Raw genomic sequence first — 24,552 nt, 5'->3', positions numbered from 1 at the left:
TGAGGCACCGTACTGGAGCATTGATCGTAAGTGCGGTGCATCCGGTCGCGTTCTAGTCTGCAGCGTCATGAATCGACGCGCCGGTCCCGACGCTCTTGAAACGTGCAAAGCCCTGCATTCGCGCGGGTTTGTCAAGTTGTGAGCGTCATTAAACTAACGTCAAAAGTTTGTATTTCGGGCAGTTAAGTTTGAGCGGAAGTTGTGCATAGATGTTGCATGGATGTTACACATTGCCTGATTGAACTCCCAAAGAGTGAAGATTCGACCCATCTTTCTGTTTCAACAACGGACAGGTGGGTGAACTTGTATGAGGCGAAACAACCTGGCGCACTGAACTTCCCTGCTTCGCCCGAACTCTTTGCCGTGAGACTGAACGCGATGACCATGATGCCGCTGCTGATTTGCGATGACTCCAACATGGCTCGCAAACAGTTGATACGCGCCTTGCCGGCGGATTGGGGCGTTTCGGTCACCACCGCGACCAATGGTCATGAAGGCCTGGAAGCGATCCGTCAGGGCCTGGGCGAAGTGGTGCTGCTGGACCTGACCATGCCCGACATGGATGGCTATCAGGCTCTGGCGATGATGCGCGAGGAGAACCTCAAGGCCAAGGTCATCGTGGTCTCCGGCGACGTGCAGCAAGAGGCGGTGCGCCGCACCCGCGAACTGGGCGCGCTGGCCTTTCTGAAAAAACCGGCTGACCCGCTGGAACTGCAACTGACCCTGCAGCGGCTGGGCCTGCTGGGCGAGCCGGCCCAGGAAGTGCTGGTCGCGTCCAAGGCCGAAGCCGCGGTCATCAGCTTTCACGACGCCTTCCGCGAAACCGTCAACGTTGCCATGGGCCGCGCCGCTGCGCTGCTGGCGCGGGTGCTCGGGGTGTTCGTGCAACTGCCGATTCCCAACGTCAACATGCTGGAAGTGGGCGAGCTGCACATGGCGCTGGCCGATGCCCAGGGCAGCGAGCGCATGACCGCCGTGTGCCAGGGCTATATCGGCGGTGGTATCGCCGGTGAGGCGTTGCTGCTGTTTCACGACTCGGAAATCGCCGACATGGCGCAGTTGATGAAAGTCCGGGATCGCGACTATTCGGACATGGAAATGCTGCTGGACCTGTCATCGATCCTGATCGGCGCCTGCCTGAGCGGGATCGCCGAGCAGCTCGACATCGAGTTTTCCCAGGGCCATCCGCAGGTGCTCAATGCAGCCAGCGGCATCGAGGACCTGATCCGCATCAACCAGCGGCGCTGGAAGAAAACCCTGGCCGTGGAGATCAGCTACAGCCTGGAAGGCCACAACATTCATTTCGACCTGTTGATGTTGTTCACCGAAGACTCGGTAGAGCGGCTGTCGCGCAAACTCGCCTACCTGATGAGCTGATTCATGAACGATCGCATCGACATCAAGGAGCTGCACTGGCTGCTGACCATCACTCAGAGCATTGACGTGGGCGTGGTGGTGCTCGATCAGGAGTACCGCGTGCAGGTCTGGAACACCTTCATGGAAAACCGCTCCGGCGTGCTGCCCTATGAAGCGGCGAACCGTTCGTTCTTCGAGCTGTTCCCCGAGGTCAACGAGCAGTGGCTGCAGAAGAAGATCGACAGCGTGATCACCCTCGGCACGCCGGCGTTCACCATCTGGGAGCAGCGGCCGTACCTGGTGCGTTTCAAGAGCTACCAGCCGATCACCGGGCAAGAAGATTTCATGTACCAGAACACCACAATGTTCCCGCTGCGCGGCACCAGCGGCGAGGTCACCCATGTGTGCCTGGTCATCTACGACGTCACCGACGTGGCGACCAACCGCCAGCAGTTGCAGGCAGCCAACATCGAGCTGCAAAAACTCTCCAGCACCGACCGCCTGACCGGCCTGTACAACCGCGGCCACTGGGAAGAAGCGCTGCGCCTGGAGTACGCGCGGCACGTGCGCTACGGCACCACGGCGGCGTTGGTGATGTTCGACATCGACCACTTCAAGCGGGTGAATGACACCTACGGCCACCAGTGCGGCGACAAGGTCATCCAGCGCGTGGCCGACATGGTTCGCGAGCACATTCGCGAGTCCGACATTGCCGGGCGCTATGGCGGCGAAGAGTACGCGGTGTTGCTGCCGGACACCGACAAATACGGCGCCGGGATGTTCGCCGAGCGCCTGCGGGTGGCGGTCGAGGCGCAGGAGATCCTGCACGAGGGCGAGGTGATCCGCTGCACCATCAGCCTGGGGGTGGCAGATATGGCTGCGCAGCCCTGCGAGCATAAGCAACTGATCGAGTGGGCGGACCAGGCGCTTTATGCTTCGAAAAAGAACGGGCGTAACCAAGTGTCGCTGCATCACCCGGCATGAGCCCTGCATCTTCAACTTGCAATCTGGGGGAGTGAGCCCTGCCTGCCGATTCAACGCGTAATCTGTGGGAGTGAGTCTGTCCCTGACAAGTCAGCGTGCAATCTGTGGGAGTGAGCTTGCTCACGAATGCGTCAGATCAGGCGGCTCCTTATCGGAAGTTACGCCACCTTCGTGAGCAAGCTCACTCCCACGGATGCATTTCAAGTTATCGCACTGCATAGCATAGGTTCGGCATCAGGACACCTCGGCGAAATCGCTCAATACGTCATCCCGCAACGCAATAAACCGCGCATCGCTGCGGTTGCGCGGGCGGGGCAGGTCGATGTCGACGATGCGCCGGATGCGCCCCGGATGCGGCTGCATGACCACCACCCGGTCGCCCAGATACACCGCCTCGTCCACGTCATGGGTGACGTGCACCATGGTGATTTTTTCCTGCTGCCAGATGTGCTGCAGTTCACGCTGCAGGCGCGTGCGGGTCAGGGCATCAAGGGCGCCGAAGGGTTCGTCCAGCAGCAACACGCTGGGGCGGTTCACCAGCCCGCGGGCGATGGCCACACGCTGGGCCATGCCGCCGGAAATCTGATGCGGGTAGGACTCGACGAAATCCTGCAGCCCGACCAGATGAATGTGCTCGCGTACCGTTTCGCGTTTTTGCGCCGGGCTCAATGGCGCGTTCTTCAAGCCCACCGCAACGTTCTGCTCCACGGTCAGCCAGGGGAACAATCGGTGATCCTGAAACACGATGCCGCGTTCCAGCCCCGTACCCTTGATCGGTTTTTCGTCCAGCAGAATCTGCCCGTCGAACGCTTCGTCCAGGCCAAGGATCAGCCGCAGCAGGGTCGACTTGCCGCAGCCGCTGGCGCCGACGATGGTGATGAATTCGCCGGGGGCGATGTCCAGTTGCACGTTGTCCAGCACTTGCAGTTGGGTGTCGGCGTTGGCGCTGGAAAAGTACTTGTTGATGTTCTGCAGGCGCAGGCCGTTGCCTTGCGAGGCCGCGACGGGTTGAGAGGCAGTCATGATCGTGTCCCTTTTGATAACCGAGAAAAGAATCAGCGCGGCGTGATGCCGTACAGCCGCTGCATGCGCCGTTCGAGCGCGCGGGCCAGCAGGTTCAGCGCCCAGCCCACCAGACCGATGATGACCATGCCGAACAGCACCAGATCCATCATGAAGTGCTCGCTGCCGTCGATCAGGGTGTTGCCGATGCCGCTGCCCGACACCAGCAGGTACTCGGCGCCAATGGTCGCCAGCCACGAATAGACCAGCGCCAGATAGACCCCGGTGAAGATCGAGGGCAGGGCGGCCGGCAGCATGACGCCGCGGATCGTCTGCCAGCGCGTGAAGCCGTAGACCTTGGCCACCTCCAGAAAGGCCGGCGGCACGTTGCGCAAGCCGTCGCAGGTGTTGACCACTACCGGCACCAGCGCCGCCAGCGACAGGAACACCACCTTGGCCACGTCGCCCAGGCCGAACCACACGGAGATCAGCGGAATCCAGGCGAACAGCGAGATCTGCTTGAAGGTGTTGAAGCTAGGCCCGACCAGCCGTTCGAACAGGCGGGAAAACCCCAGCAGGCAGCCCAGCACCAGCCCCAGCACAGTGCCGATGAAAAAGCCGCTCAAGTTGCGCGCAAGGCTGGCTGAAATCGCCCGCCAGAACTGCTCGGAGGTGAACTGATGCCAGGCGGTGGCCGCGACCTTTTGTGGCGACACCAAAAGGCCCGAATCGCTCCAGCCCTGATTGCTCGCCAGCCACCACACCGCGACGGCCAGTACAGGCACTACCCAGCCGCGATAGCGTCGGGTCGACGGCACAGCAGAAGAGGTCAGTGTGCTCATGCCAGCCTCCCCGGCGTCACCGCGCGGCCTTTGTTCAAACGGCGTTCGACGTACTCGAAGCTCCGATCAATCAGCAGACCCACCGCCCCAACCACTACCACCGCCGCCATCACCAGATCCAGCTGGAACAGCTGCCGGCCATAGGCGATCAGGTAACCCAGGCCTTCACTCGACGCCACCAGTTCGACAACCACCAGCGACAGCCAGGCCTTGGTAAAGCCCAGGCGCAGACCGGTGAAGATCGGCGCTACCGCCGACGGCAGGACGATGTCGGTGACGATCTGGCGCCGACTGAAGCCATAGGCCTGACCGACCTCCAGCAAGCGTTTGGGCACCTGATGAAAGGCCTGCAAAGTGCACAGCGTGACCGGCACCAGTGCCGCGTGAGCGATCAGCACGTACTTGAGCGGCTCGCCGATGCCGAACAACAACAGCGCGAAGGGCATCCAGCCCAGCACCGGGATCTGCACCAGCGCATTGAAGCTCGGCAGCAGGTAATCCTCGACGGTTTTCGACAGGCCCATCACAAGCCCCAGCGTTACGCCAAGGCCCGAGCCGATCAGAAAGCCCACCAGCACGCGCTGCAGGCTGGCCGACGCGTTGAGCCACAGGTCGCCCGAGGTCACCATGTCCACCAGCGTCTGGTAGACGAACGCTGGCGGTGGCAACACCTGATCCGACAGCCAACCCCGTGCGCTGCCCACAAACCACACGCTCAGCAGCGCCAGCGGGAGCAACCACGGCAGCACGCGGTTCAAGGCCTGGGATTGCCAGGCCGAAGCCGGGCGTGCGCGGGTGACTACCCGAGGTGCCGGGCGGGTCGGTGAGTGGGGCAGACGCTTGACCGGCGCCAGGTTCTTCGCAGGCGCGGGCGCCTGCTGTCGATCGAGTGCAGTGGCTCGGGCCATGATCTCAGCCTCCGTTGCTGGTCGGCGTGTTCGATGCCGTGGCATTGGCGGCAGGCGCCTTGCCGTTGGCGCCGTAGAAGGTCCAGAACTGCGTGAGGTTCTGCGTCTTCAACGCCTGGTCCAGGTATTTGGTCTCGAACCAGCCGTCGATGCTCACCGGCCTGCGGATCAGTTTTTCTTCCTGCGCCTGGGTGGCGACGGCCTGATAGCGCGAGCGCAGGAACTCATCCACCAAAGGGGACGCGCTGTCTCGCAACGCCAGGTGTTCGAAGTCGGCCTTGAGCGACGCCAGCGGTTCGTTGGTCTTGGCCCACTCGTTCAGCACCGCATCGCGGTTCTGTTCTTCGGACTCCCACTTGGCCGCCTTGACCAGCGTGTCGACGACTTTCTGCACCTGTTCGGGATGGTCTTTTTCATAGGCGCCACGCACCACCAGCGCGCACTGGCGGGTGTAGCGCACGTTGTTGTCGGGGTTGTCGAAGATGATGTCGACCAGCCCCTGATCACGCAGCTTGAACAGCTCGCGACCACCGAACGCCGCTTCCACGCCCTTGGACGCCAGCGCGGCCTGGGTGCTGCCGTTGTCCAGGTTGATCACCTTCAGGTCGCGCTCGGTCAGGCCGTGCTCGGCCAGCAGATTGATCGCCACCAGTTGCGCGTTGGTGCCGCGAAACAGCGCGACCTTCTTGCCCTTGAGGTCTTCGATGGTCTTGATGTCCGAGCCTTTCGGCACGGCGATGTAGACGTTGGAACGCACGCCGATGGCCGCCAGCAGCTTGGTGTCCAGGCCGTTGGAGCGGCCGACGACGGCTGGCAGGTCACCCTGATAAGCGAAGTCCAGTTGCTGGTTGGACAGTGCTTCGTTCACCGCAGGGCCTGCGCCCTTGAAGAAGAACCACTGGATCTCGGTACCCGTGCCTTCGAAGGCCTTTTCCAGCAGTTGCTGGTTGCGCACGATGCCCAGCGAGGAGCCGCTGAAAGTCACCGGATCGCCGCCGCCCGCGCTGGCCACGCCAATGCGCAGGACGTCGGCCTCGGCCAAGGGCATCATCAGCAGCGCCGCCAGTGCGGTAGCTACGCTCGATTTGCTGAATACAGATGGTCGCTTGGCCTTTGCCATAAGAGTTCTTCCTTAAAGATGGGGATGGAGATCAGGCCGCCAGGTGCTTCTTGTCGGCTTCGGTCGCGGGGGAGAGGGTTTCAGGCGTCGGCTTGATCGCCTGACTCGAACGCCCGTCGACACCCACCGGAATGTCGCCGGCCACGGTGGTGCGGCGCACGATGCGCTGGGCCTGGCCGTAGTCGTTGATCGCGATGTGCTGGGTGGCGCGGTTGTCCCAGATCACCACATCGCCCTCGCTCCAGCGCCAGCGCACGGTGTTGTCGATCTGGGTGATGCGGTCGTGGAACAGGCGGATCAGCTGTTTGGAATCGTTGTTGCTCACGCCCAGGATCTGTTTGACGAAGTGGCCAAGGATCAGGCTGCGCTCGCCGGTTTCCGGGTGTACGCGGACCAGCGGATGCTCGGTCTCGTAGACCTCGGCGGTGAATTGCTCGCGATAGCGTTTCAGGCCTTCGGCGCCGGTGTCCTTTGGCGCGGCGTAGTCATACAGGTTGGTGTGCAGCGCACGCAGGCTGTCGGCCAGCGCCTTGAGCGGCTCGGGCAGGTCGGCATAGGCCGCCGCGGTATTGGCCCACACGGTGTCGCCGCCGTAGGGGGGAATCACCACGCCGCGCAGGATGGAAATCTTTGGGTAGTTGGCGACGAAGGTGACGTCGGTGTGCCAGGAATTGGCGCGGGTTTCGCGGGAGTCCAGATTCAGGATCGCATTGCTTTTTTCCGCCGAGCGCACAGTGGGGTGCGGCACCTGATCGCCGAAGCGGCGCGAGAAACTTTCATGTTCCTCGTCGGTGAGGAACTGATCGCGGAAGAACAGGACCTTGTGCTTGAGCAAGGCCTGATTGATGAAGTCGAAGTCTTGCGCCGAAATATCGCCGGACAATTTGATGCCGCTCAACTGGGCACCGATTCGTCCTGCCACGGGGTTGATCTGAATCGCCATCGCCATAACTCCTGTTCAGGTTGTTGTGGCTCAGATCATAAGGATATAAATCGGCGATGCGCTAATCACCTTTTGTCATAAATATAGAAGGTCTGTTTATGCGACCTATTTATGAAGGTAACTAATCTTCATAACGATATTCGCAATGTGTTGGTCTTCGGCTGCGACTCGTCGTGGGAGTGAGCTTGCTCACGAAAGGGTGGCGTGGCCATGACAGATGTGTTGGCTGAACGTCATCTTCGTGAGCAAGCTCACTCCCACAAGTTGTGGTGGGGGCGAAGGTTATTTCGCCTGATCGAAGAGGTTTTCTTCGATGCCCTTCACCCCCGGATTCAACGCGAAAACACCTCCAGCCAGCGGCTGATCACTGACATCCCCGGACGGGCGAATCGAGGTGACGAATAAGGTGTCCAGGTCTCGCCCACCAAACGCGCACATGGCCGGTTTCTTCACTGGCACGGCCAGGGAGCGATCCAGTTTTCCCTCGGGCGTGAAGCGGTGAATCAACCCGGCATCGTTGCCGCAGATCCAGTAGCAACCGTCGGCATCCACCGCGGCGCCATCGGGGCGGCCGGGGTGTTGGGTCATGTCGACGAACAGCCGGCGATTGTGCGGCATGCCGCTGTCTGTGTCGTAATCGAAAGCCCAGATCTTCTGTACGTCGGGGTGGGAGTCGGAGAGGTACATGACGCGCCCGTCAGGGCTGAAACCCAGGCCGTTGGGCACGATCATGTCGCTGACTGCCGCCTGCAGTGGCCCGGGCTGCCCGGCGTCATAGCGATACAGCGAACCGACGCTGGCCGCCTGGCTCATGTCCATCAACATGGTCCCCGCCCAGAAGCGCCCCTGACGGTCGCAACGGCCATCGTTGAAGCGCATGCTCGGGCGAGGGTGATGCACGTCGACCAGCCGCTCGCAAGCCAGCGTTCCATCGCTCCGCGGGCGAACCCGGAACAGCCCGCTTTCCATTCCCGCCAGCCACCTGCCGTCACCGTAGCTGGCGATGCAGGCAAGCATTTCCGGTGCTTCCCAGCTGTGCGTCTGATTGTCCTGAACGCTCCAGCGGTTCAGCCGTCGGGCGGGGATATCAACCCAGTACAGCGCCTGTTCCCGGGCATTCCAGACCGGGCTTTCACCCGTGGCATTGCGCGCATCGAGGATCAGCTCAGCCTGCATGGACATCATTGCTCCTCAAAGGGGCCCATGGCGGCAAAGGCACCGCCGTGATAGACCATCGCCGGGTCGTTCGCGGCGGGCGCTGGCTGCGCCTCGACCTTGGCGCGGAACTGCTCGGAGCTGTCCTTGGGCTGATAATTCAGATGGTTGGCCAGGCGGTTGTCCCACCACACGGTGCTGTTGTCGGACGCGCCGTAGACCACGGTGTGGCCGACGTTGGAAGTGAACAGGCCGCGCTCGATCAGTTGGGTCAGGTCGTCGTAGCTCAGCCAGGTGCAGAGCATCCGGCGATTCTGCGCTTCGGGGAACGAGGAGCCGATGCGGATGCTCACGGTCTCGATGCCGTAGCGGTCGAAGTAGAAGCTGGCCATGTCCTCGCCGTAGCACTTCGACAGGCCATAATAGCTGTCGGGGCGGTGCAGGGCGCTGGCGTCGATGGTCTGGTCCTGGCGATAGAAACCGATGGCGTGGTTGGAGCTGGCGAAGATCACCCGCTTGGCGCCATGACGCCGCGCCGCTTCGTAGATATGGAACACCCCGCAGATGTTCGGGCCGAGGATGTCTTCGAACGAATGCTCCGTCGACACCCCACCGAAATGCACGATGGCGTCCACGCCTTCCACCAGCCGGTCCACCGCCTGTTTGTCCGCGAGGTCACAGACCTGCACTTCCTCGTGCGGGCCGGCAGCGGGCGCCATCTCGGCGATGTCGGAAAGGCGAATGATGTTGGCGAACGGCCGCAGGCTTTCACGCAACACCTTGCCCAGCCCGCCAGCGGCGCCTGTCAGCAGAATCCGGTTGAATGGCGTGTGAACGGCGGATGCAGTGGTCATGAGAAGCCCTGTCTTGATGTTGTTGTAAGGGTGTTATCTGTTGTCGTATGACTATTTGGAGTATGGATAAGCGTTGCAAAATTTGTCAACGAAACCTGCGTCAACGTCAGTTGCCAACCAGAATCTTCTCTGCTAATTTCCAAAATGTTAACGATGACATTTCCGCTTTAACAATAAAAACAACGGGATTTTTCGCTATGACAACTCGCCTCAAGCAAGGCTTCTCCGCCGTTCTCGCATCGCTCGCCGTGGCTGTCGCGTGCGCGGGCTCCCTCACCGTTCAGGCTGCCGATGCGAAAACCGGTCCGCTGAAAATCGGTGCTTCGTTCCAAGAGATCAATAACCCGTATTTCGTGACCATGAAGGACGCCCTGCAGGACGCCAGCGGCAGCATTGGCGCGACCCTGCTGGTCACCGATGCGCGGCACGATGTGTCCAAGCAGATCAGCGACATCGAGGACATGCTGCAGAAGGGCATCGATGTGCTGATCATCAACCCGACCGATTCGGTGGGCGTGCAGTCGGCCGTCAAGCAGGCCCATGACAAGGGCGTGGTGGTGGTCGCGGTGGATGCGCAGGCCAACGGCCCGCTGGATTCGTTCGTCGGCTCCAAGAACTTCGACGCCGGCGTGCAGGCCTGCGATTACCTGGCCAAGAACATTGGTGGCAAGGGTGACGTGGGCATTCTCGATGGCATCGCCGTGGTGCCGATTCTCGAACGCGTGCGCGGTTGCAAGGAAGCGCTGGCCAAGTACCCGGACATCAAGATCGTCAGCATTCAGAACGGCAAGCAGGAACGTGATCAGGCGCTGAGCGTCACCGAGAACATGCTCCAGGCCCAGCCCAATCTCAAAGGCCTGTTCAGCGTCAACGACAACGGCTCGCTCGGTGCGCTGGCCGCCATCGAATCCAGCGGCATGGACGTGAAACTCACCAGCGTCGACGGCTCGCCGGAAGCGGTGAAGGAAATCCAGAAGCCCAACAGCAAGTTCATCGCCACCTCCGCCCAGTACCCGCGCGATCAGGTGCGTCTGGCCCTGGGCGTCGCACTGGCCAAGAAGTGGGGCTCGCAGGTGCCGAGCGCCATTCCCGTGGACATCCTGCTGGTCGATCAGGCCAAGGCCAAGACCTTTACCTGGTAAGCCGCTCCTGGTCGTTGGCCGGGCGCTGAGTGCGTCCGGCGAACGGCACTGAGTGACAGCACGATCACGTCTGGCGAGGTGCCCATGAGCTGCCTTCTGCAATTGGAAAACATCTGTAAAAGCTACCCCGGCGTGCAGGCGCTCAAGTCGATCAACCTTGAGGTCGAGCGCGGCGAGATCCATGCCCTGCTGGGGGAAAACGGCGCGGGCAAATCGACGCTGATGAAGATCCTGGCCGGTGTCGAACACCAGGACCAGGGCAGCATCCGCATCGACGGCGCCGAGCAGCATTTCGCGACCTACAACGAGGCGATCGCGGCCGGTGTCGGCATCGTGTTTCAGGAGTTCAGCCTGATCCCGTACCTGAGCGCCGTGGAGAACATTTTCCTCGGTCACGAGCTGGTCAACGGCCTGGGCCTGCTGCGCAAGAAGGACATGCGCGCCAAAGCCGTCGAGTTGTTCGACCGTCTGGGGGTGAAGATCAATCTGGAGTGTTCGGTCGAGCACCTGAGCGTGGCCGAACAGCAGTTCGTCGAGATCGCCAAGGCGCTGGCATTGGAAGCGCGCTTGCTGATTCTCGATGAGCCGACCGCGACCCTCACACCGTCCGAAGCCGACCTGCTGTTCGACATCATGCGCGAGCTGAAAAGCCAGGGCGTGGCGGTGATTTTCATCTCCCATCATCTGGAGGAAATCTTCCAGGTGTGCGATCGCATCAGCGTGCTGCGCGACGGCGCCAATGTCGGCGCATTGACCGTGGCCGACAGCGACATCGACACCCTGGTGGAGATGATGGTGGGGCGGCGTCTGGAAGCGAGCTTCCCGCCCAAACCGGAAAAGGCGCAGGGCGAGGTGGTGCTGCAGGTCCGCGATATCCAGCTGACGCGCAATGGCCCGCACAACAGCTTCAACCTGCACAAGGGCGAGATCCTCGGCTTTGCCGGGCTGGTCGGGTCCGGCCGCACGGAGCTGGCGCTGGGGGTCATCGGCGCGCTGCCGGTGGTGAGCAAGGACGTAGCGCTGCGTGGCCAGCCGGTGAACCTCAGCGACCCGGCGCAGGCGCTGGCCAACGGCATCGGCCTGTTGCCCGAAAGCCGCAAGAGCGAAGGCTTGATCGTCGACTTCAGCATTCGCGAAAACATCTCGCTGAACAATCTGGGCAAGTACGAAAGTGCTGCGCATCTGCTCGACCGGAGCAAGGAAAACCTCACCACCGCCGAGCTGATGCGCCAGCTGCAAATCAAGGCGCCGTCCTGCGAAAGCCGGGTGCTCAACCTCTCCGGCGGCAACCAGCAGAAGGTGGTGATCGCGCGCTGGATCAATCACCACTGCGACATCCTGATCTTCGACGAACCGACCCGCGGCATCGACGTGGGCGCCAAGGCGGAGATCTACAACCTGATGCGCAAACTCACCGAACAAGGCTTCGCGATCATCATGATTTCTTCGGAACTGCCGGAAATCATCGGCATGTGCGACCGCGTAGCCGTCTTCAACAAGGGCGCCATCGTCAAGGTGCTGCAGGCCGGCGACATCAACCCGCAAGAAGTGATGCGCCACGCTACCGGGAGTCTTTCCAGTGAACACCTCCACTAAAACCATGGCTGCACAGGCCACCCCCGCGAAGAGCCGCGTGAAGCTCAACTTCGCTCAACTGGTTCGCTCGCCCGCGTTCTATCCCTTTGTCGGGCTGGTGCTGGTGACGGTCTTCATGATCTTTGCCAGCGACAAGTTCCTCACCGGGGCGAACCTGGAAAACATCGCGCGGCAGGTGTCGATCAACGCGATCATCGCCGTGGGCATGACCTGCGTGATCCTCACTGGCGGCATCGATCTGTCGGTGGGGCCGGTCATGGCATTGTCCGGCACCCTGACTACCGGCCTGATGGTGGCGGGTGTGCCTGCGCCGATCGCGATTCTTATCGGCCTGTTGATCGGCGTGGGCTTTGGCGTGGGCAACGGCATTTTCGTCGCCTACCTGAAAATGCCGCCGATCATCGTCACCCTCGCCACCATGGGCATCGCCCGCGGGCTGGGGCTGATGTACACCGACGGCTACCCGATTTCCGGCATGCCCGAGTGGTTCGCCTGGTTCGGGCGCGGCACCTTGTTCGGCATTCAGGTGCCGATCCTGATCATGCTCCTGACCTACTTCTTCGCCTGGGTGCTGCTGCAACACACGCGCATCGGGCGTTATGTGTATGCCATCGGCGGCAACGAGGAAGCGGTGCGTTTGTCTGGCGTGCGCGCTTCGCGCTTCAAGCTGTTGGTGTACTCGATCAGCGGTCTGACGGCGGCGATTGCCGGGCTGGTGCTGTCGTCACGCTTGATGAGCGGCCAGCCCAACGCCGGGGTCGGCTTCGAACTGGACGCCATCGCGGCGGTGGTGCTTGGCGGTGCGTCGATCGCCGGCGGACGCGGCGTGATCATCGGCACGCTGGTGGGCGCCATGCTGCTGGGCGTACTCAACAACGGCCTGAACATGCTCGGCGTCTCGCCGTATGTGCAGAGCGTGATCAAGGGCGCAATCATCCTGCTGGCGATTTTCATCAGTCGGCAGCGGCATAAGTAAGTCTGTGGTGATGAGTCTGGCCCCTTCGTGAGCAAGCTCACTCCCACAGGTCTTGTGTATGCACGCCAATCGACTATGGGATTGAGCTTGCTTGCTCCCACAGGCCTTGTGCACGTACCCCGATCCACTGTGGGAGTGAGCTTGCTCACGAAATGGCCAGAACGGCCCCCCCACATCCGAATTGAAATCAGCGGCCACGATCCGCATTCCCCACCTCTCTCCAACAGGTAAACCGACATGGAACAAAACACACAAAACACCATGCAAGCCGTTGTCTGCCATGCCCCGAAAGACTACCGCCTGGAGCGCATCGGCAAACCGGTGGCGCGGGCCAATGAACTGGTGATTCGCATCGGCGCCTGTGGCATCTGCGCCAGTGACTGCAAATGCCATTCTGGCGCGGCGATGTTCTGGGGCGGCGAGAGCCCGTGGGTCAAGGCGCCGGTGGTGCCGGGCCACGAGTTTTTCGGTTACGTGGATTCGGTGGGCGAGGGTGCCGAAGAACACTTCGGCGTGAAGGTTGGCGACAAGGTCATCGCCGAGCAGATCGTGCCGTGCGAGAAGTGCAAGTTCTGCAAATCCGGCAAGTACTGGATGTGCGAAGTGCACAACATCTTCGGCTTCCAGAAAGACGTCGCCGAAGGCGGCATGGCGCAGTACATGCGCATTCCGAAAACCGCCATCGTGCACAAGATTCCCGAGTCGGTTTCGCTGGAAGACTCGGCACTGATCGAGCCGATGGCCTGTTCTATCCACACCGTCAACCGTGGCGACGTGCAGCTCGACGACGTGCTGGTGATCGCCGGTGCCGGCACCCTGGGCCTGTGCATGGTGCAGGTCGCGGCGCTGAAAACACCGAAGAAACTGGTGGTCATCGACATGGTCGACGAGCGCCTGGAACTGGCGAAAAAGTTCGGCGCCGACGTGGTGATCAATCCCAACCGCGACAACGCCCGCGAGATCATCAACGGCCTTACCGACGGCTATGGCTGCGACGTGTACATCGAAACCACCGGCGTGCCGGTGGGCGTGACTCAGGGCCTGGACCTGATTCGCAAACTGGGGCGTTTCGTCGAATTCAGCGTGTTCGGCGCCGAGACCAGCGCCGACTGGTCGATCATCGGTGACCGCAAGGAACTGGACGTACGCGGCGCCCACCTGGGGCCCTATTGCTACCCGATCGCCATCGACCTGTTCGAACGCGGTTTGGTGACCTCCAAGGGTATCGTCACCCATGACTTCGGGCTGGATGATTTTGCCGAGGCGTTCGAGCTGGCGAATTCGACCAAATCGATCAAGGTGCTGCTCAAGCCCGTGGCAGGTGCCTGAGTGCTGGGGTGATCGCTGTTGCCCTTTCGTGAGCAAGCTCACTCCCACAGACTCAGTGAACGGCTGAGGACCCTGCTGCAACGCTGATGACTGTGGGAGTGAGCAAGCTCACTTCTACAGACTCAGTGAACGACTGAGGACCTTGCTGCAACGCTGATGACTGTGGGAGTGAGCAAGCTCACTTCTACAGACTCAGTGAACGACTGAGGACCTTGCTGCAACGCTGATGACTGTGGGAATGAGCAAGCTCACTCCTACAGACTCAGTGAACGGCTGAGGGGCCTGACGCAACGCTGATTAATGTGGGAGTGAGCTTGCTCACGAAGGCGTAGGTCCGAGCACCACAAATGCCGGAGTATCAAACCCAATAACAAGAGAGCGCGCAAAGATGGAATACGTCATCGGGGTCGATATCGGCACCCAGAGCACCAAGGCGTTGCTGGTCGATGCCCAGGGCCGCATCGTCGCGCAGCACAGCCAGGGCTATAAGGTCGACACGCCAAAACCGCGCTGGGCCGAGCAGTGGCCGAAGGTCTGGCTCGATGCCGTGCAAGCCTGCATCAGCGGCTGCATGCACAAAAGCGGCGTGGCGAAAGAGAGCGTGAAATCCCTGTGCGTCAGCAGCCTGTACGGCGGCTCCGGGATTGCCGTCGACGCGCAGATCAAACCGCTGTACCCGTGCCTGATCTGGATGGACCGCCGCGCCGAAGATCAGGTGCAATGGGTCAATCAACATGTGGATCTCGAGCGTTTGTACGCGATCACCGGCAACGCGGTGGACAGCTACTACGGCTTCACCAAGATGCTCTGGCTCAAGGACAAACAGCCCAACGTCTGGGCCGAAGCCCGCTATCTGCTGCCGCCCAACAGCTACATCAACTACTGCCTGACCGGCGAGATCGCCGTGGACCACAGCTCGGCCGGCAACATCGGTGGGGTCTACGACGTGAAGGCCCGGGCGTGGTCCGGCGAGATGCTCGACGCGCTGGGCATCCCCCAGGCGATGATGCCCGAGCGCCTGGTGCATTCCGGCGACGTGGTCGGCGGCCTGCTGGAAGACTGGGCCGAGCGGCTGGGGCTGAGCCCGGGCACTCCCGTGCTCGGCGGCGGGGTTGATGCGGCCATGGCGACGTTCGCAGCGGGCGTGACCCAGGCCGGCAACCACGTGGCGATGATCGGCACCAGCATGTGCTGGGGTTATCTGAATCAACAGGTCGATGCGCGGCATGGGCTGGTGAGTTTCCCTCACGTGTTCAATGGCGCTCAGGACCTCTACATTTTTGGCGGCGCGATCACCGCCGGTGCGTCGGTCAGTTGGTATCGCGAACAGTTCTGTCAGGCCGAAGAACAGCAGGGCCGAGAGACCGGTGAAGACAGCCACGCCATTCTCGAACGTGCCGCGCGGAACATTCCGGCGGGCAGTGATGGCGTGTTGTTCCTGCCCTATCTGATGGGCGAGCGCAGCCCGGTGTGGGACGCCAAGGCCAGTGGCAGTTTCGTCGGCCTGAACCTCTATCACAGCCGCATCCACCTGTACCGCGCGGTGCTCGAAGGCGTGACCTTCGCGCTGCGTCACAACATCGAGGCAGGCACCCGCGGCGCGCAATCGCTGGACCCGCGTTTGATCGTGGTCGGCGGCGCGAGCCATTCGGACCTGTGGATGCAGATCATCGCCGACGTCACCAACTTCCCGGTCTACACCATCGTTCAGGAAGTGGAAGCGGCGCTCGGTGCAGCCTTGCTGGCCGCCCATGCCGTGGGGCTGGTGGACGAAGAACAGGTGCACAAGGGCTGGGTACAACTGCAGCGTCGCGCCGAACCTCAGGCGGAAAATGTCGCACTGTACTCGCGATTGTTCGCCGATTACGTGGCGCTGTATCCGGCGCTCAAACCCATCATGCATCGCCTGCAGGGAGCCTGAATGTGAGCACGGTTCGTTTTGATTTCACTGGCCAGCGCCTGCTGGTGACCGGGGCCAGCAGCGGAATCGGTCGTGAAGTGGCGCAGCGTTTGATCGCCTGTGGCGCCGAGGTGTACGCCATGGGCCGCGATCGTGCTGCGCTGGCTGCATTGGGTTGCCAGGCGATCAGCGTCGACATGGCCGATCAACAGCAACTGGCGGCGGTATTGGCAGAGCTTCCGCTGATGCACGGGCTGGTCAACTGCGCGGGCATTTCGATTCTGGAGTCGGCTGTTGAGGTCAGCGCTCAGGCGTTCGATCAGGTCATGACCGTCAACGTGCGCGCGGCGGCGATGGTGGCCGCCAGCGTGGCCAAGGCAATGATCGGCGGGGGCGTGAAAGGCAGCATCGTCAACGTGTCGAGCCAGGCCTCGCTGGTGGCGCTGGACGATCACCTGAGCTATTGCGCGTCCAAGGGCGCGATGGACGCCATGACCCGCGTGCAGTGCGGCGAATGGGGGCGACACGGAATTCGCGTCAACAGCGTCAACCCCACCGTGACCCTCACGCCCATGGCGCAGATGGCCTGGAGCGAGCCAAGCAAACGCGACCCGGCGCTGGCGGCGATTCCCCTTGGGCGGTTTGCCGAAACGTCGGAAGTGGCCGAGCCGATCCTGTTTCTGCTCAGCAGCGCGGCGTCGATGATCAGTGGCATCTCGCTGCCGATTGATGGTGGCTATACCAGCCGCTGAGCGTTGTCATAGAACCTGTAGGAGCGAATTCATTCGCGATTGGCCGTGACAGACGATGCATCTCTGTCGCCCGCGCCACCGTTCGCGAATGAATTCGCTCCTACAGGAATTGTGTCCGGCGTTGGAGCAGTGTCAGCCTGCCAATCCATTCTCCAACTCACCCGCAATCACCACCTTAGCCTTGGGCAGATACCGGTCGGCAATGCGCTCCAGCAGCAAGGTCACTGCGCTGCTGCCTGCCAGCGACGCATCGTGGGCGATGCAGGCGATGGGGATGCCGAAGATATCGGCGAAGGGCAGGCGGTCGATGCCGCAGATCGGCAGGCTGTCATGGGCGATATCACGATCGCGCAGCGCACGCATCGCGCCCAGGGTAATCAACTGGTTGAAACCGAAAATCGCATCCGGCAGCGGCTGTTGATCCAGGTAGGCGAGGGTGCTCAGGTACGACGGCTCCAGCGTGTAGTCCCCGGCGAACACGTCCAGTTGCACCTGTTTGCCGCTCTCGGCCAGCGCGGCCTTCACGCCCTTGAGCCGCTCCTCGGAAATCCGCGAATGCGCAGGCCCGGTCAGCACCAGCAGGCGCTGCATCGCCGGGTTCTGCGCCAACAGATAGCGCGCGCCTTTCAGGCCGCTGTGGTAGTTGTCCAGCACCACATGGCTGAAGGGGCTTTCGTGCAGCGCGCGGTCCAGTTGCACCACGGGGATGTCGCCGTTGGCCAGTCGGCTCAGGTAGTGGGGTTGGTACTCGGGCTCGTCCGACACCGGCGACAGCACGATGCCCGCCACGCGATAGCTGAGCAGGGTGTCCACGGCCTTGCGTTCGAGCTCCTCGGAGCCGTCGGTGTCCACCAGCATGATGGTGTAGCCGTGTTTCTTCGCCTCACGGGAAATGGCCTTGATCATCTCGCTGTAGAACGGGTTGTCCACCGAGGCGGTGATCACGCCGATGATCATGCTTTCGCTGCGCTTGAGGCTGCGGGCGAAGGCATTGGGTACGTAGTCCAGCTCCTGGGCGACTTCCAGGATCTTCGCCAGCGTTGCAGGCTTGACCAGATCAGGCTTGTTCAGCGCGCGGGAGACGGTGACCGGAGTCATGTTCACCCGGCGGGCGATGTCGGAGATGGTGACGGGGGCTTTTTTGCTCATGGACTTCTGGCGGCCTTCAAACGGAACAACCTGCACGAGACTCGCGACGCTCGCGGATTGCGCAAGGCTAGCACGATGCGCGCCGGGATTGGTCTATTCGGCGAGCTGAATGTTAACGTTTTCATCGGTGCGGTTTCGACCTTTGTACGCAATCCATGGATAATGTGTGTACTTTCCCGGTCTGGAGGGTTCATGACCTCGTCTGCTTCTTCTTCCCGCGACTTCTTCATCGCCGCCCTGGCGCTGTTGATCGCCATGGTCGGCACCACGCTGCCCACGCCGCTGTACGCGATCTACCAACAACGCCTGGGTTTCGACGCGAGCTGGCTGACCATCATTTTTTCCATTTATGCCGCGGGCGTACTCGCCGCGCTGCTGGCGGTGGGCAGCTGGTCGGACCAACTGGGGCGTCGGCCGATGCTGCTGGCCGGCCTGTTGATGGGGGCGCTGAGCGCCGGGATTTTCCTCTGCACCGATTCGATCGCCGGCCTGTTGCTGGGCCGCCTGTTCTCGGGTTTTTCAGCGGGCATCATGACCGGCACCGCCACGGTGGCGGTGATCGAGCTGGCGCCGAAAACCTTCAAGAACGCCACGCTGATGGCCACCGCCGCCAACATGCTCGGGCTGGGCATCGGGCCGCCGCTGGCCGGGCTCACCTCGCAGCATCTGCCTGATCCGCTGCATCTGGTGTTCTACGTGCACCTGGCGTTGTTGTTGCTGGCCGCGCTGGGTGTGGCGGTGATTCGCGAAACCGTCCAGCGCCCGGCCCAGTTGAAACTGAGCATTCAGAAACCTTCGGTGCCCGCGTCGGTGCGCAGCGTGTTCATTCCCGCGTCGATTGCCGGATTGGCGGGCTTCAGCGTGGCGGGGCTGTTCACCAGCATGGTGCCGTCGGTGATGATCCACATCATGGAGATCCACGGCGGCCTGCTGATTGGCGCGGTGATCGGCCTGTTCTTCGTGGCGTCGATTGTCGGCCAGGCGCTGCTGCAATGGCTGCCGCGCTCGCAGCACATGACCCTGGGCTGCGTCGGGCTGATCATCGGCATGATTTGCCTGGGCCTGAGCATCGCCACGGCGCAGCTGTTGTTCCTGGTGGCGGCCGGTTTCATGGCCGGTGCGGGGCAGGGCATGATCCTGCGCGCGGGCATCGGCGCGGTAACGGCCAGCAGCCCGCCGGATCAGAAAGCGGCGGTGACCTCGGCGTTCTTCGTCGTGCTGTACATCTCGATTTCGGTGCCGGTGGTGGCGGTGGGCTTCAGCGTGCGCGCGTTTGGCCTGGCGCATGTAGGTGAGTTCTTCGCCGGGCTGGTGGCCGTTGTCGCGTTGCTGGCGATGGTCAGCATGCGTTGGGTGCAGGCGCGGCAACAGTTCGCCTGACCGTAGCAGTCCGGCTTGCCAGCGGTGGCGTTCTTGAAAACGCCACCGCCGGCAAGCCGGACTGCTACGGGATATGCGCTGGAGTCAAATTCGGCGTATATCTCCAGATTCTTCCGATTGATTATTTGGCTATCGGATCAAGCCCGCTGGCCTTGATCGCCGGCGCTGCCGCTGACGAACTCAAGAATTCCAGAAACTGCCTGGCCTGCTCCGGGTGCTTGCTTTTAGTCACCACCCCCGCCGAGTACAGGGTCATCTGCTGCGCCTGATCAGGGATCAGGCCGATGATGTCGATGCCCTCCACCGGCTTCAGTTCGCTCAACTGCTGAAAACCGATCTCGGCCTCGCCTTTAGCCACGATTTCGCCCACAGGCGTTGCCGGAATCATCCGGCTCTTGCTCTGGATGCGGTCGGCGATGTGCATCTGGTTGAACAGCACGCGAGACAGATACACGCCGCTGGCGCTGTCGGAGTAGGCGATGCTTTTCGCGTCGATCAGCGTCTGCTTGAAGGCCTCCATGGTGCTGATGTCCGGATGCGGCGCGCCATGTTTCACCGCCATGGCGATATAAGATTTGCCCAGATCCACGCGGGTTTTCGGGTCGACCTGGCCGTCCTTGATCAGCTTGTCCAGCGCCGCGCCCACCATCAGCACCACATCGGCCGGTTCCTGGCGTGCCAGGCGGTTGGGGATGGCCTGCGGCGTCGCGCCCATGGATGGCGCCACTTCGCCCTGAAGTTTCACGCCCACGCGTTGTTCGTAATCGGAAGTCACGGCGTTGAAGGCGCCCATGATCCCGCCGGAGCTGAGCACGATCAGCTGCACGGGGGCTTTGGGGGTGGCTGCGTGAACGAAGGCCGCCGGCATGAAGGAAATGGCGGCGCTGAGCAGGTAAGGCAGAATTCTTTTCATGAAGATGAACCTGAAAAAATAATGAAGGTGGCTCTGACAAAATGAAAAACAGCGCGGGCAGTATGTGGCAATCAGGCGATGAGTAAATCCCTTTCTTGCGCGCATGCTGTGACAGACGCGGATTGACGCCTGGGGTTCACTGCGACGCCGATGTCTGAATGCGACGGCGTAATGGCACATGGCTCAAGAAACGCCGCGCCGGGCCGATGCTCATGGCGACACCCTTCACCTTTTCGGAAGTTCGCCGTCCATGTTCAATAAACGTCTCAAACAAGAGTTGGCTGCGCTGCGCGAAGAACTTTCGTCGGTGGAGCAGGTGCGCAGCAGCCTGGACAGCGAAATGCTGGGCATGCGCCTGGACCCTCAGGGCCGGATCGAGTCGGTCAACAGTAACTTCGAAGAGGAAATGCATTACCGCAATTCCGACCTGGTGGGGCGCGCCATCGAAGACTTGGTGCCTGCCCACGTCAAGAATTCGGACTCCCATCACCGCCTGAAATCGGCCATCAGCCGTGGCGAACACCTGAGCGCTGCCCTGCGCCTGATGCGCGGCAACGGCCAGGAAGCCTGGCTGCGTTCGATCGTGCAGCCGGTGCGCGACAGTCGTGGGCACGTGATGTACTTCACCGTGCACTCCAGCGACCTGACCCGCACCATCGAGGCCTCCCGCGAGCACGAGAACCTGATCGAGGCGCTGCAGCGTTCGACCGCCGTGATCGAGTTCAACCTCAACGGCGAAGTGCTGGCGGCCAATGACCGCTTCCTCAGCTCCATGGGTTACTCGCTGGCGCAGATTCAGGGCCACCATCACCGCATGTTCTGCGAGCCTCAGGAGGCCAACTCGCCAGAATACGCGGCGTTCTGGGACAAACTGCGTCGCGGCGAATACGTCGCCGGGCGTTTCAAGCGCGTCGACAGCCGCGGCCGTGAGGTCTGGCTGGAAGCGTCCTATAACCCGATCACCGACGCCCACGACCGGCTGTACAAGGTGGTGAAGTTCGCCACCGTCATCACCGAGCAGGTTCATCGCGAAAACGCCGTGGCCGAGGCCGCCAATATTGCCTTCAGCACCTCGCAGCAAACCGACGGCAGCGCGCAGAAGGGCGCGGCGGTGGTCCAGCAGACCGTGGACGTGATGCGCGAACTGGCCCAGCACATGGAGCAGGCTGCCGAGCGCATCGCCGCGCTGGACAAGCAATCGCAACTGATCGGCTCGATCATCCAGAGCATCAGCAGCATCGCCGACCAGACCAACCTGCTGGCCCTCAACGCCGCCATCGAAGCCGCCCGCGCCGGTGAACAGGGCCGTGGTTTCGCCGTGGTCGCCGACGAAGTCCGCCAACTGGCCTCGCGCACCAGCAAGGCCACCGAAGAAATCGTCGGCGTGGTCCAGCAGAACCAGCAACTGGCCGAGCAGGCGGTGAACGTGATCATCAGCGGCAAGCAACAGGCGCAGACCGGCCTGGAACTGGCGGGCGAGGCGGGGTCGGTGATCGTCGAGATCCAGGATGGCGCGCAGAAAGTGGTCAGCGCAGTGGGGCAGTTTGCCAATCAGTTGTCGGGCTGATCGGGTGCTCTAAAATCGTTAGAAACCCGTTTTCTGTCCTCAAAATCGTTAAAAGCGCGCCGGGCTGTTCAAGCCCGGCGCGTTTTTCTTACACCCTGAAATGGCTCACCAGCATCTGCAACTGATTGCCCAGGCGCGCCAGTTCCACGCTGGAGGCTGCGGTTTCTTCGCTGGCCGCGGCGGTCTGTTCGGAGACGTCGCGCACGTTGATGATGCTGCGGCTGATTTCCTCGGCCACCGAGCTTTGCTGCTCGGCGGCGGCGGCGATCTGCTGGTTCATCGCCTGGATGTTGGACACGGTGTTGGTGATGCTCTCCAGCGACGTACCGGCCTTGCGGGTCAGGGCCACGCTGCTGTCGGTGAGGTTGCGGCTGCTGAGCATGATGTCCGAGACCTGACGCGTGCCGTTCTGCAGCGCGGCGACCAAGCCTTCGATCTCTTCGGTCGATTGCTGGGTGCGCTGGGCCAGGCCGCGCACTTCATCGGCCACCACCGCAAAACCGCGACCGGCTTCACCGGCGCGCGCCGCTTCGATGGCCGCGTTGAGCGCCAGCAGGTTGGTCTGCTCGGCCACGGCCTTGATCACGTCCATGACCTTGCCGATCTTGTCGCTTTCCTGCTCCAGCACGCTCATGGCGTCGGTCGAGCGCACCACTTCAGTGGCCAGCCTTTCGATCTGGGCAATCGCCTCGCCCACGACCTTGTCGCCGTCCCGTGCTTCTTTGTCAGCAGCGGAGGCCGCGACCGATGCCTGCTCTGCGTTGCGCGCGACTTCATGCACGGTCGCGGACATTTCGTGCATCGCGGTGGCGACCTGATCGGTCTCGACTTTCTGGCTGTTCACGCCGGCGCTGGTCTGCTCGGTGACCGCCGACAGCTCTTCGGCGGCGCTGGCGATCTGGGTGACGCTGTCGCGGATGCCGCCGATCAGGTCGCGCAGGGTGGCGCCCATGCGCTGGATGCCCTGCTGCAGCACGCCCAGTTCGTCCTTGCGGTTGACCACCAGATTGTGGGTCAGGTCGCCCGACGCGATGCGGTCGACCACGGCCAAGGTTTCTTGCAGCGGGCGGGTGATTTGACGGGTGATCAGCACTGCCGCCAGCGCGCCGAGAATCAGCGCCAGCAGGGTTGCGCCGATTTGCAGGGTGCGAGCCTGCTGGGTGTCGGCGTCGCCCAAGGAGACTTGCAGGTCGATCAACTGGTTGGTCAGCTTGATGATGATCGCCTGTTCGTCGGTCATCTCGGTGCGCGCGGCGTTGATGTTGTCGTTGGCCACCTTGAAGCCCTGCACCGAGTCGCGATAGGCGAGCAGCGAGGTTTCCAGTTGCTTGAGGCGATCAGCCTGAGTGCCGCCGAAGGTCGCGTTGAGCTTCTCAAGGCCCGCGATGGCGCTGGACAGCTGACGGGTAGCGGCCTCTTCAGTCTTGGCGGTGACGTTGCCGGTGTAGCCGCGCACTTCGTAGCGCACCAGCATCACGTCTTCCTTGGCCTTGATAATGTCCTGGTACTGGGCAAAACGACGCTCGTCGGTGGGGTCCATTTTCATCACGTCGTCGTTGATCGCGGCGATCAGATCGGCCGCTTTCACGGCATCGACGCCCATGTCGGCGCGGACTTTGGCGCTGGTCTTGTAGCCGTCGCGCATCTTGTTCAGCGAGGTCTGATAGGCGTTGATCTGCTCACCCAGCGACTTGATCAGCGGGACGTTCTGCGGGTTGCTGAAGGTGGTTTGCAAAAACTGCTGCTGCGCCTTGTAGGCGTCCAGCGCGTTTTGCACGTTCTGCGCCACGGTTTCGTCACCGTTGCTGAGCATGTATTGCAGACGGGTGACGCGCAGGTCAGTGAGTTTGTTGGTCAGCTTGGAAATGTCGGCGACCCGGTCGGCGCGAAATTTCATACTGCCCAGGCCGTTCCAGCCGATCAGCGCCAGCAAGGCAGTGAAAATGAGTACGACGCCGAAGCCCAGGGCCAGCTTCATATTGACGCTGATGTTGGCGAACCAGCTCTTCATCGATTTTCTCCAGGATGTCCGTGTTTGGTAGTCGTCAGCTGGGAGGGTTGTTGTTATCGAGGGCCAGCGAAACAGTCAGGTGTTCGATTACATCGGCGGGATCTGAAAAATCTGAAAGAAATGTCTTACGGGATGGCGTTTTTGTTACATACAGGTGGTTTTACGGTGTGGGCGGTGTGTCAGTCGGTATGGGTTGTCTTTGGGGGTTCTGGCTAACGCCAGACCTGTTTCGGCTTCGCCGAGTTACTTGGAAAAGACCCCCAAGTAACCAAGGGGTCTTGCTCCTGGTTTGGCCCGACTTCGTCGGGTCCCTTCATTCCGGTCTCGTTCCGTGGGCCCGGCGCGAATGGGCCATCCATGGCCCCGCGCCTCGCGCGGCATCCTGCCGCTTGACCCACTCCACGAGACCTCCATTCAGCCTGCACCCAAGTCGCGGTTTGTGGCGCCTGCGACATCTGTGTACGGGAACCCCACACCCTCCCCGTAGCAGCACGGCTTGCCGGCGGGGGTGATCGTGAGGGCGACCCGCGGGCAAGCCCGGCTGCTACGGGGACAGCGTAAGCCGGTCGCTTTTGATTTGGCTCTTGATCTTGATGCGCGACAGCCCAGACGACGCAAAACGCGACTTGGGTGCAGGCTGAACGGAGGTCTCGCGGAGTGGGTCGAGCCGCAT

General features: G+C 62.0%; 20 protein-coding genes and 2 pseudogenes. 11 read left to right on the top strand and 11 right to left on the bottom strand.

Annotated features, from left to right (window positions below; translation table 11 throughout):
* Positions 1–378 precede the first annotated feature (378 nt).
* Positions 379–1,377, top strand: coding sequence for a response regulator (locus AC1MEK_RS18505; protein ID WP_480397900.1), 999 nt, complete (start codon positions 379–381; stop codon positions 1,375–1,377).
* A 3-nt stretch (positions 1,378–1,380) separates the two neighbouring features.
* On the top strand, positions 1,381–2,340 hold the full coding sequence (locus tag AC1MEK_RS18500; protein ID WP_480397724.1) for a sensor domain-containing diguanylate cyclase: 960 nt from the start codon (positions 1,381–1,383) through the stop codon (positions 2,338–2,340).
* A gap of 234 nt (positions 2,341–2,574) precedes the next feature.
* On the opposite strand, the gene AC1MEK_RS18495 is transcribed toward AC1MEK_RS18500, so the two are convergent.
* From AC1MEK_RS18495 to AC1MEK_RS18465, 7 genes are all read right to left on the bottom strand, one after another.
* Positions 2,575–3,363: an ABC transporter ATP-binding protein gene (locus AC1MEK_RS18495; RefSeq protein ID WP_480397723.1), complete on the bottom strand. Its 789-nt coding sequence runs from the start codon at positions 3,361–3,363 to the stop codon at positions 2,575–2,577.
* A gap of 32 nt (positions 3,364–3,395) precedes the next feature.
* Entirely contained in the window at positions 3,396–4,184 is a 789-nt protein-coding gene (locus AC1MEK_RS18490) for an ABC transporter permease (protein WP_480397722.1), read from the bottom strand.
* Entirely contained in the window at positions 4,181–5,092 is a 912-nt protein-coding gene (locus tag AC1MEK_RS18485) for an ABC transporter permease (RefSeq protein WP_480397721.1), read from the bottom strand. Before AC1MEK_RS18485 ends, AC1MEK_RS18490 begins: the two co-directional genes overlap by 4 nt.
* Before the next feature lie 4 nt (positions 5,093–5,096).
* On the bottom strand, positions 5,097–6,212 hold the full coding sequence (locus AC1MEK_RS18480) for an ABC transporter substrate-binding protein (RefSeq protein ID WP_480397720.1): 1,116 nt from the start codon (positions 6,210–6,212) through the stop codon (positions 5,097–5,099).
* 31 nt (positions 6,213–6,243) lie between these two features.
* Positions 6,244–7,155, bottom strand: coding sequence for a TauD/TfdA dioxygenase family protein (locus AC1MEK_RS18475; protein WP_480397719.1), 912 nt, complete (start codon positions 7,153–7,155; stop codon positions 6,244–6,246).
* Between the two features lie 282 nt (positions 7,156–7,437).
* Complete coding sequence (locus tag AC1MEK_RS18470; RefSeq protein ID WP_480397899.1) at positions 7,438–8,331, bottom strand: SMP-30/gluconolactonase/LRE family protein; 894 nt, start codon at positions 8,329–8,331, stop codon at positions 7,438–7,440.
* 5 nt (positions 8,332–8,336) lie between these two features.
* A complete protein-coding gene (locus tag AC1MEK_RS18465; protein WP_480397718.1) occupies positions 8,337–9,164 on the bottom strand; it encodes an NAD-dependent epimerase/dehydratase family protein in 828 nt (275 codons plus the stop codon).
* Between the two features lie 197 nt (positions 9,165–9,361).
* On the opposite strand from AC1MEK_RS18465, the gene AC1MEK_RS18460 reads away from it, so the two are divergent.
* From AC1MEK_RS18460 to AC1MEK_RS18435, 6 genes are all read left to right on the top strand, one after another.
* A complete protein-coding gene (locus AC1MEK_RS18460; RefSeq protein WP_480397717.1) occupies positions 9,362–10,306 on the top strand; it encodes a substrate-binding domain-containing protein in 945 nt (314 codons plus the stop codon).
* Between the two features lie 84 nt (positions 10,307–10,390).
* On the top strand, positions 10,391–11,902 hold the full coding sequence (locus tag AC1MEK_RS18455) for a sugar ABC transporter ATP-binding protein (RefSeq protein ID WP_480397716.1): 1,512 nt from the start codon (positions 10,391–10,393) through the stop codon (positions 11,900–11,902).
* 4 nt (positions 11,903–11,906) lie between these two features.
* Positions 11,907–12,878, top strand: coding sequence for an ABC transporter permease (locus tag AC1MEK_RS18450; protein WP_480397898.1), 972 nt, complete (start codon positions 11,907–11,909; stop codon positions 12,876–12,878).
* A gap of 237 nt (positions 12,879–13,115) precedes the next feature.
* Positions 13,116–14,207, top strand: a complete 1,092-nt coding sequence (locus AC1MEK_RS18445; RefSeq protein ID WP_480397715.1) for an alcohol dehydrogenase catalytic domain-containing protein — start codon at positions 13,116–13,118, stop codon at positions 14,205–14,207.
* Positions 14,208–14,595: 388 nt separating this feature from the next.
* Positions 14,596–16,128 carry an FGGY-family carbohydrate kinase gene (locus AC1MEK_RS18440; RefSeq protein WP_480397714.1) on the top strand — a complete coding sequence of 511 codons (1,533 nt, stop codon included), beginning with the start codon at positions 14,596–14,598 and terminating at the stop codon, positions 16,126–16,128.
* Positions 16,129–16,130: 2 nt separating this feature from the next.
* Entirely contained in the window at positions 16,131–16,859 is a 729-nt protein-coding gene (locus AC1MEK_RS18435; protein WP_480397713.1) for an SDR family oxidoreductase, read from the top strand.
* Between the two features lie 132 nt (positions 16,860–16,991).
* Here AC1MEK_RS18435 and AC1MEK_RS18430 read toward each other — a convergent pair whose 3' ends face one another.
* On the bottom strand, positions 16,992–18,008 hold the full coding sequence (locus tag AC1MEK_RS18430) for a LacI family DNA-binding transcriptional regulator (RefSeq protein ID WP_480397712.1): 1,017 nt from the start codon (positions 18,006–18,008) through the stop codon (positions 16,992–16,994).
* 192 nt (positions 18,009–18,200) lie between these two features.
* Between AC1MEK_RS18430 and AC1MEK_RS18425 the strand changes: the two genes are divergently transcribed.
* A complete protein-coding gene (locus AC1MEK_RS18425) occupies positions 18,201–19,388 on the top strand; it encodes an MFS transporter (protein ID WP_480397711.1) in 1,188 nt (395 codons plus the stop codon).
* A gap of 121 nt (positions 19,389–19,509) precedes the next feature.
* Here the strand turns inward: AC1MEK_RS18425 and AC1MEK_RS18420 are convergent, their stop codons facing one another.
* Positions 19,510–20,301 (bottom strand): substrate-binding domain-containing protein, encoded by a 792-nt coding sequence (locus tag AC1MEK_RS18420; RefSeq protein ID WP_480397710.1) that lies wholly within the window; start codon positions 20,299–20,301, stop codon positions 19,510–19,512.
* 178 nt (positions 20,302–20,479) lie between these two features.
* Between AC1MEK_RS18420 and AC1MEK_RS18415 the strand changes: the two are divergent.
* Both AC1MEK_RS18415 and AC1MEK_RS18410 read left to right on the top strand, forming a co-directional pair.
* Positions 20,480–21,328: pseudogene (locus tag AC1MEK_RS18415) on the top strand (PAS domain-containing protein); the annotation flags it as partial.
* Positions 21,329–21,340: 12 nt separating this feature from the next.
* A complete protein-coding gene (locus AC1MEK_RS18410; protein ID WP_480397897.1) occupies positions 21,341–21,868 on the top strand; it encodes a methyl-accepting chemotaxis protein in 528 nt (175 codons plus the stop codon).
* A gap of 88 nt (positions 21,869–21,956) precedes the next feature.
* Here AC1MEK_RS18410 and AC1MEK_RS18405 read toward each other — a convergent pair whose 3' ends face one another.
* A complete protein-coding gene (locus tag AC1MEK_RS18405; protein ID WP_480397896.1) occupies positions 21,957–22,661 on the bottom strand; it encodes a methyl-accepting chemotaxis protein in 705 nt (234 codons plus the stop codon).
* Positions 22,662–22,859: 198 nt separating this feature from the next.
* A pseudogene (locus AC1MEK_RS18400) lies at positions 22,860–23,765 on the bottom strand (methyl-accepting chemotaxis protein); the annotation flags it as partial.
* Between the last annotated feature and the right edge of the window lie 787 nt (positions 23,766–24,552).

Source organism: Pseudomonas sp. 2, from assembly GCF_056627435.1.
The sequence above is the reverse complement of the archived record's forward strand: the minus strand, read 5'-3'. Positions and strand labels throughout refer to the sequence as shown.

Coding starts and splice junctions, on each gene's coding strand:
- AC1MEK_RS18445 (WP_480397715.1), top strand. CDS start 13,116: ATGGAACAAAACACACAAAACACCATGCAAGCCGTTGTCTGCCATGCC.
- AC1MEK_RS18475 (WP_480397719.1), bottom strand. CDS start 7,155: ATGGCGATTCAGATCAACCCCGTGGCAGGACGAATCGGTGCCCAGTTG.
- AC1MEK_RS18480 (WP_480397720.1), bottom strand. CDS start 6,212: ATGGCAAAGGCCAAGCGACCATCTGTATTCAGCAAATCGAGCGTAGCT.
- AC1MEK_RS18425 (WP_480397711.1), top strand. CDS start 18,201: ATGACCTCGTCTGCTTCTTCTTCCCGCGACTTCTTCATCGCCGCCCTG.
- AC1MEK_RS18460 (WP_480397717.1), top strand. CDS start 9,362: ATGACAACTCGCCTCAAGCAAGGCTTCTCCGCCGTTCTCGCATCGCTC.
- AC1MEK_RS18470 (WP_480397899.1), bottom strand. CDS start 8,331: ATGCAGGCTGAGCTGATCCTCGATGCGCGCAATGCCACGGGTGAAAGC.
- AC1MEK_RS18490 (WP_480397722.1), bottom strand. CDS start 4,184: ATGAGCACACTGACCTCTTCTGCTGTGCCGTCGACCCGACGCTATCGC.
- AC1MEK_RS18485 (WP_480397721.1), bottom strand. CDS start 5,092: ATGGCCCGAGCCACTGCACTCGATCGACAGCAGGCGCCCGCGCCTGCG.
- AC1MEK_RS18405 (WP_480397896.1), bottom strand. CDS start 22,661: ATGTCCGCGACCGTGCATGAAGTCGCGCGCAACGCAGAGCAGGCATCG.
- AC1MEK_RS18430 (WP_480397712.1), bottom strand. CDS start 18,008: ATGAGCAAAAAAGCCCCCGTCACCATCTCCGACATCGCCCGCCGGGTG.
- AC1MEK_RS18440 (WP_480397714.1), top strand. CDS start 14,596: ATGGAATACGTCATCGGGGTCGATATCGGCACCCAGAGCACCAAGGCG.
- AC1MEK_RS18455 (WP_480397716.1), top strand. CDS start 10,391: ATGAGCTGCCTTCTGCAATTGGAAAACATCTGTAAAAGCTACCCCGGC.
- AC1MEK_RS18450 (WP_480397898.1), top strand. CDS start 11,907: ATGGCTGCACAGGCCACCCCCGCGAAGAGCCGCGTGAAGCTCAACTTC.
- AC1MEK_RS18495 (WP_480397723.1), bottom strand. CDS start 3,363: ATGACTGCCTCTCAACCCGTCGCGGCCTCGCAAGGCAACGGCCTGCGC.
- AC1MEK_RS18500 (WP_480397724.1), top strand. CDS start 1,381: ATGAACGATCGCATCGACATCAAGGAGCTGCACTGGCTGCTGACCATC.
- AC1MEK_RS18505 (WP_480397900.1), top strand. CDS start 379: ATGACCATGATGCCGCTGCTGATTTGCGATGACTCCAACATGGCTCGC.
- AC1MEK_RS18465 (WP_480397718.1), bottom strand. CDS start 9,164: ATGACCACTGCATCCGCCGTTCACACGCCATTCAACCGGATTCTGCTG.
- AC1MEK_RS18420 (WP_480397710.1), bottom strand. CDS start 20,301: ATGAAAAGAATTCTGCCTTACCTGCTCAGCGCCGCCATTTCCTTCATG.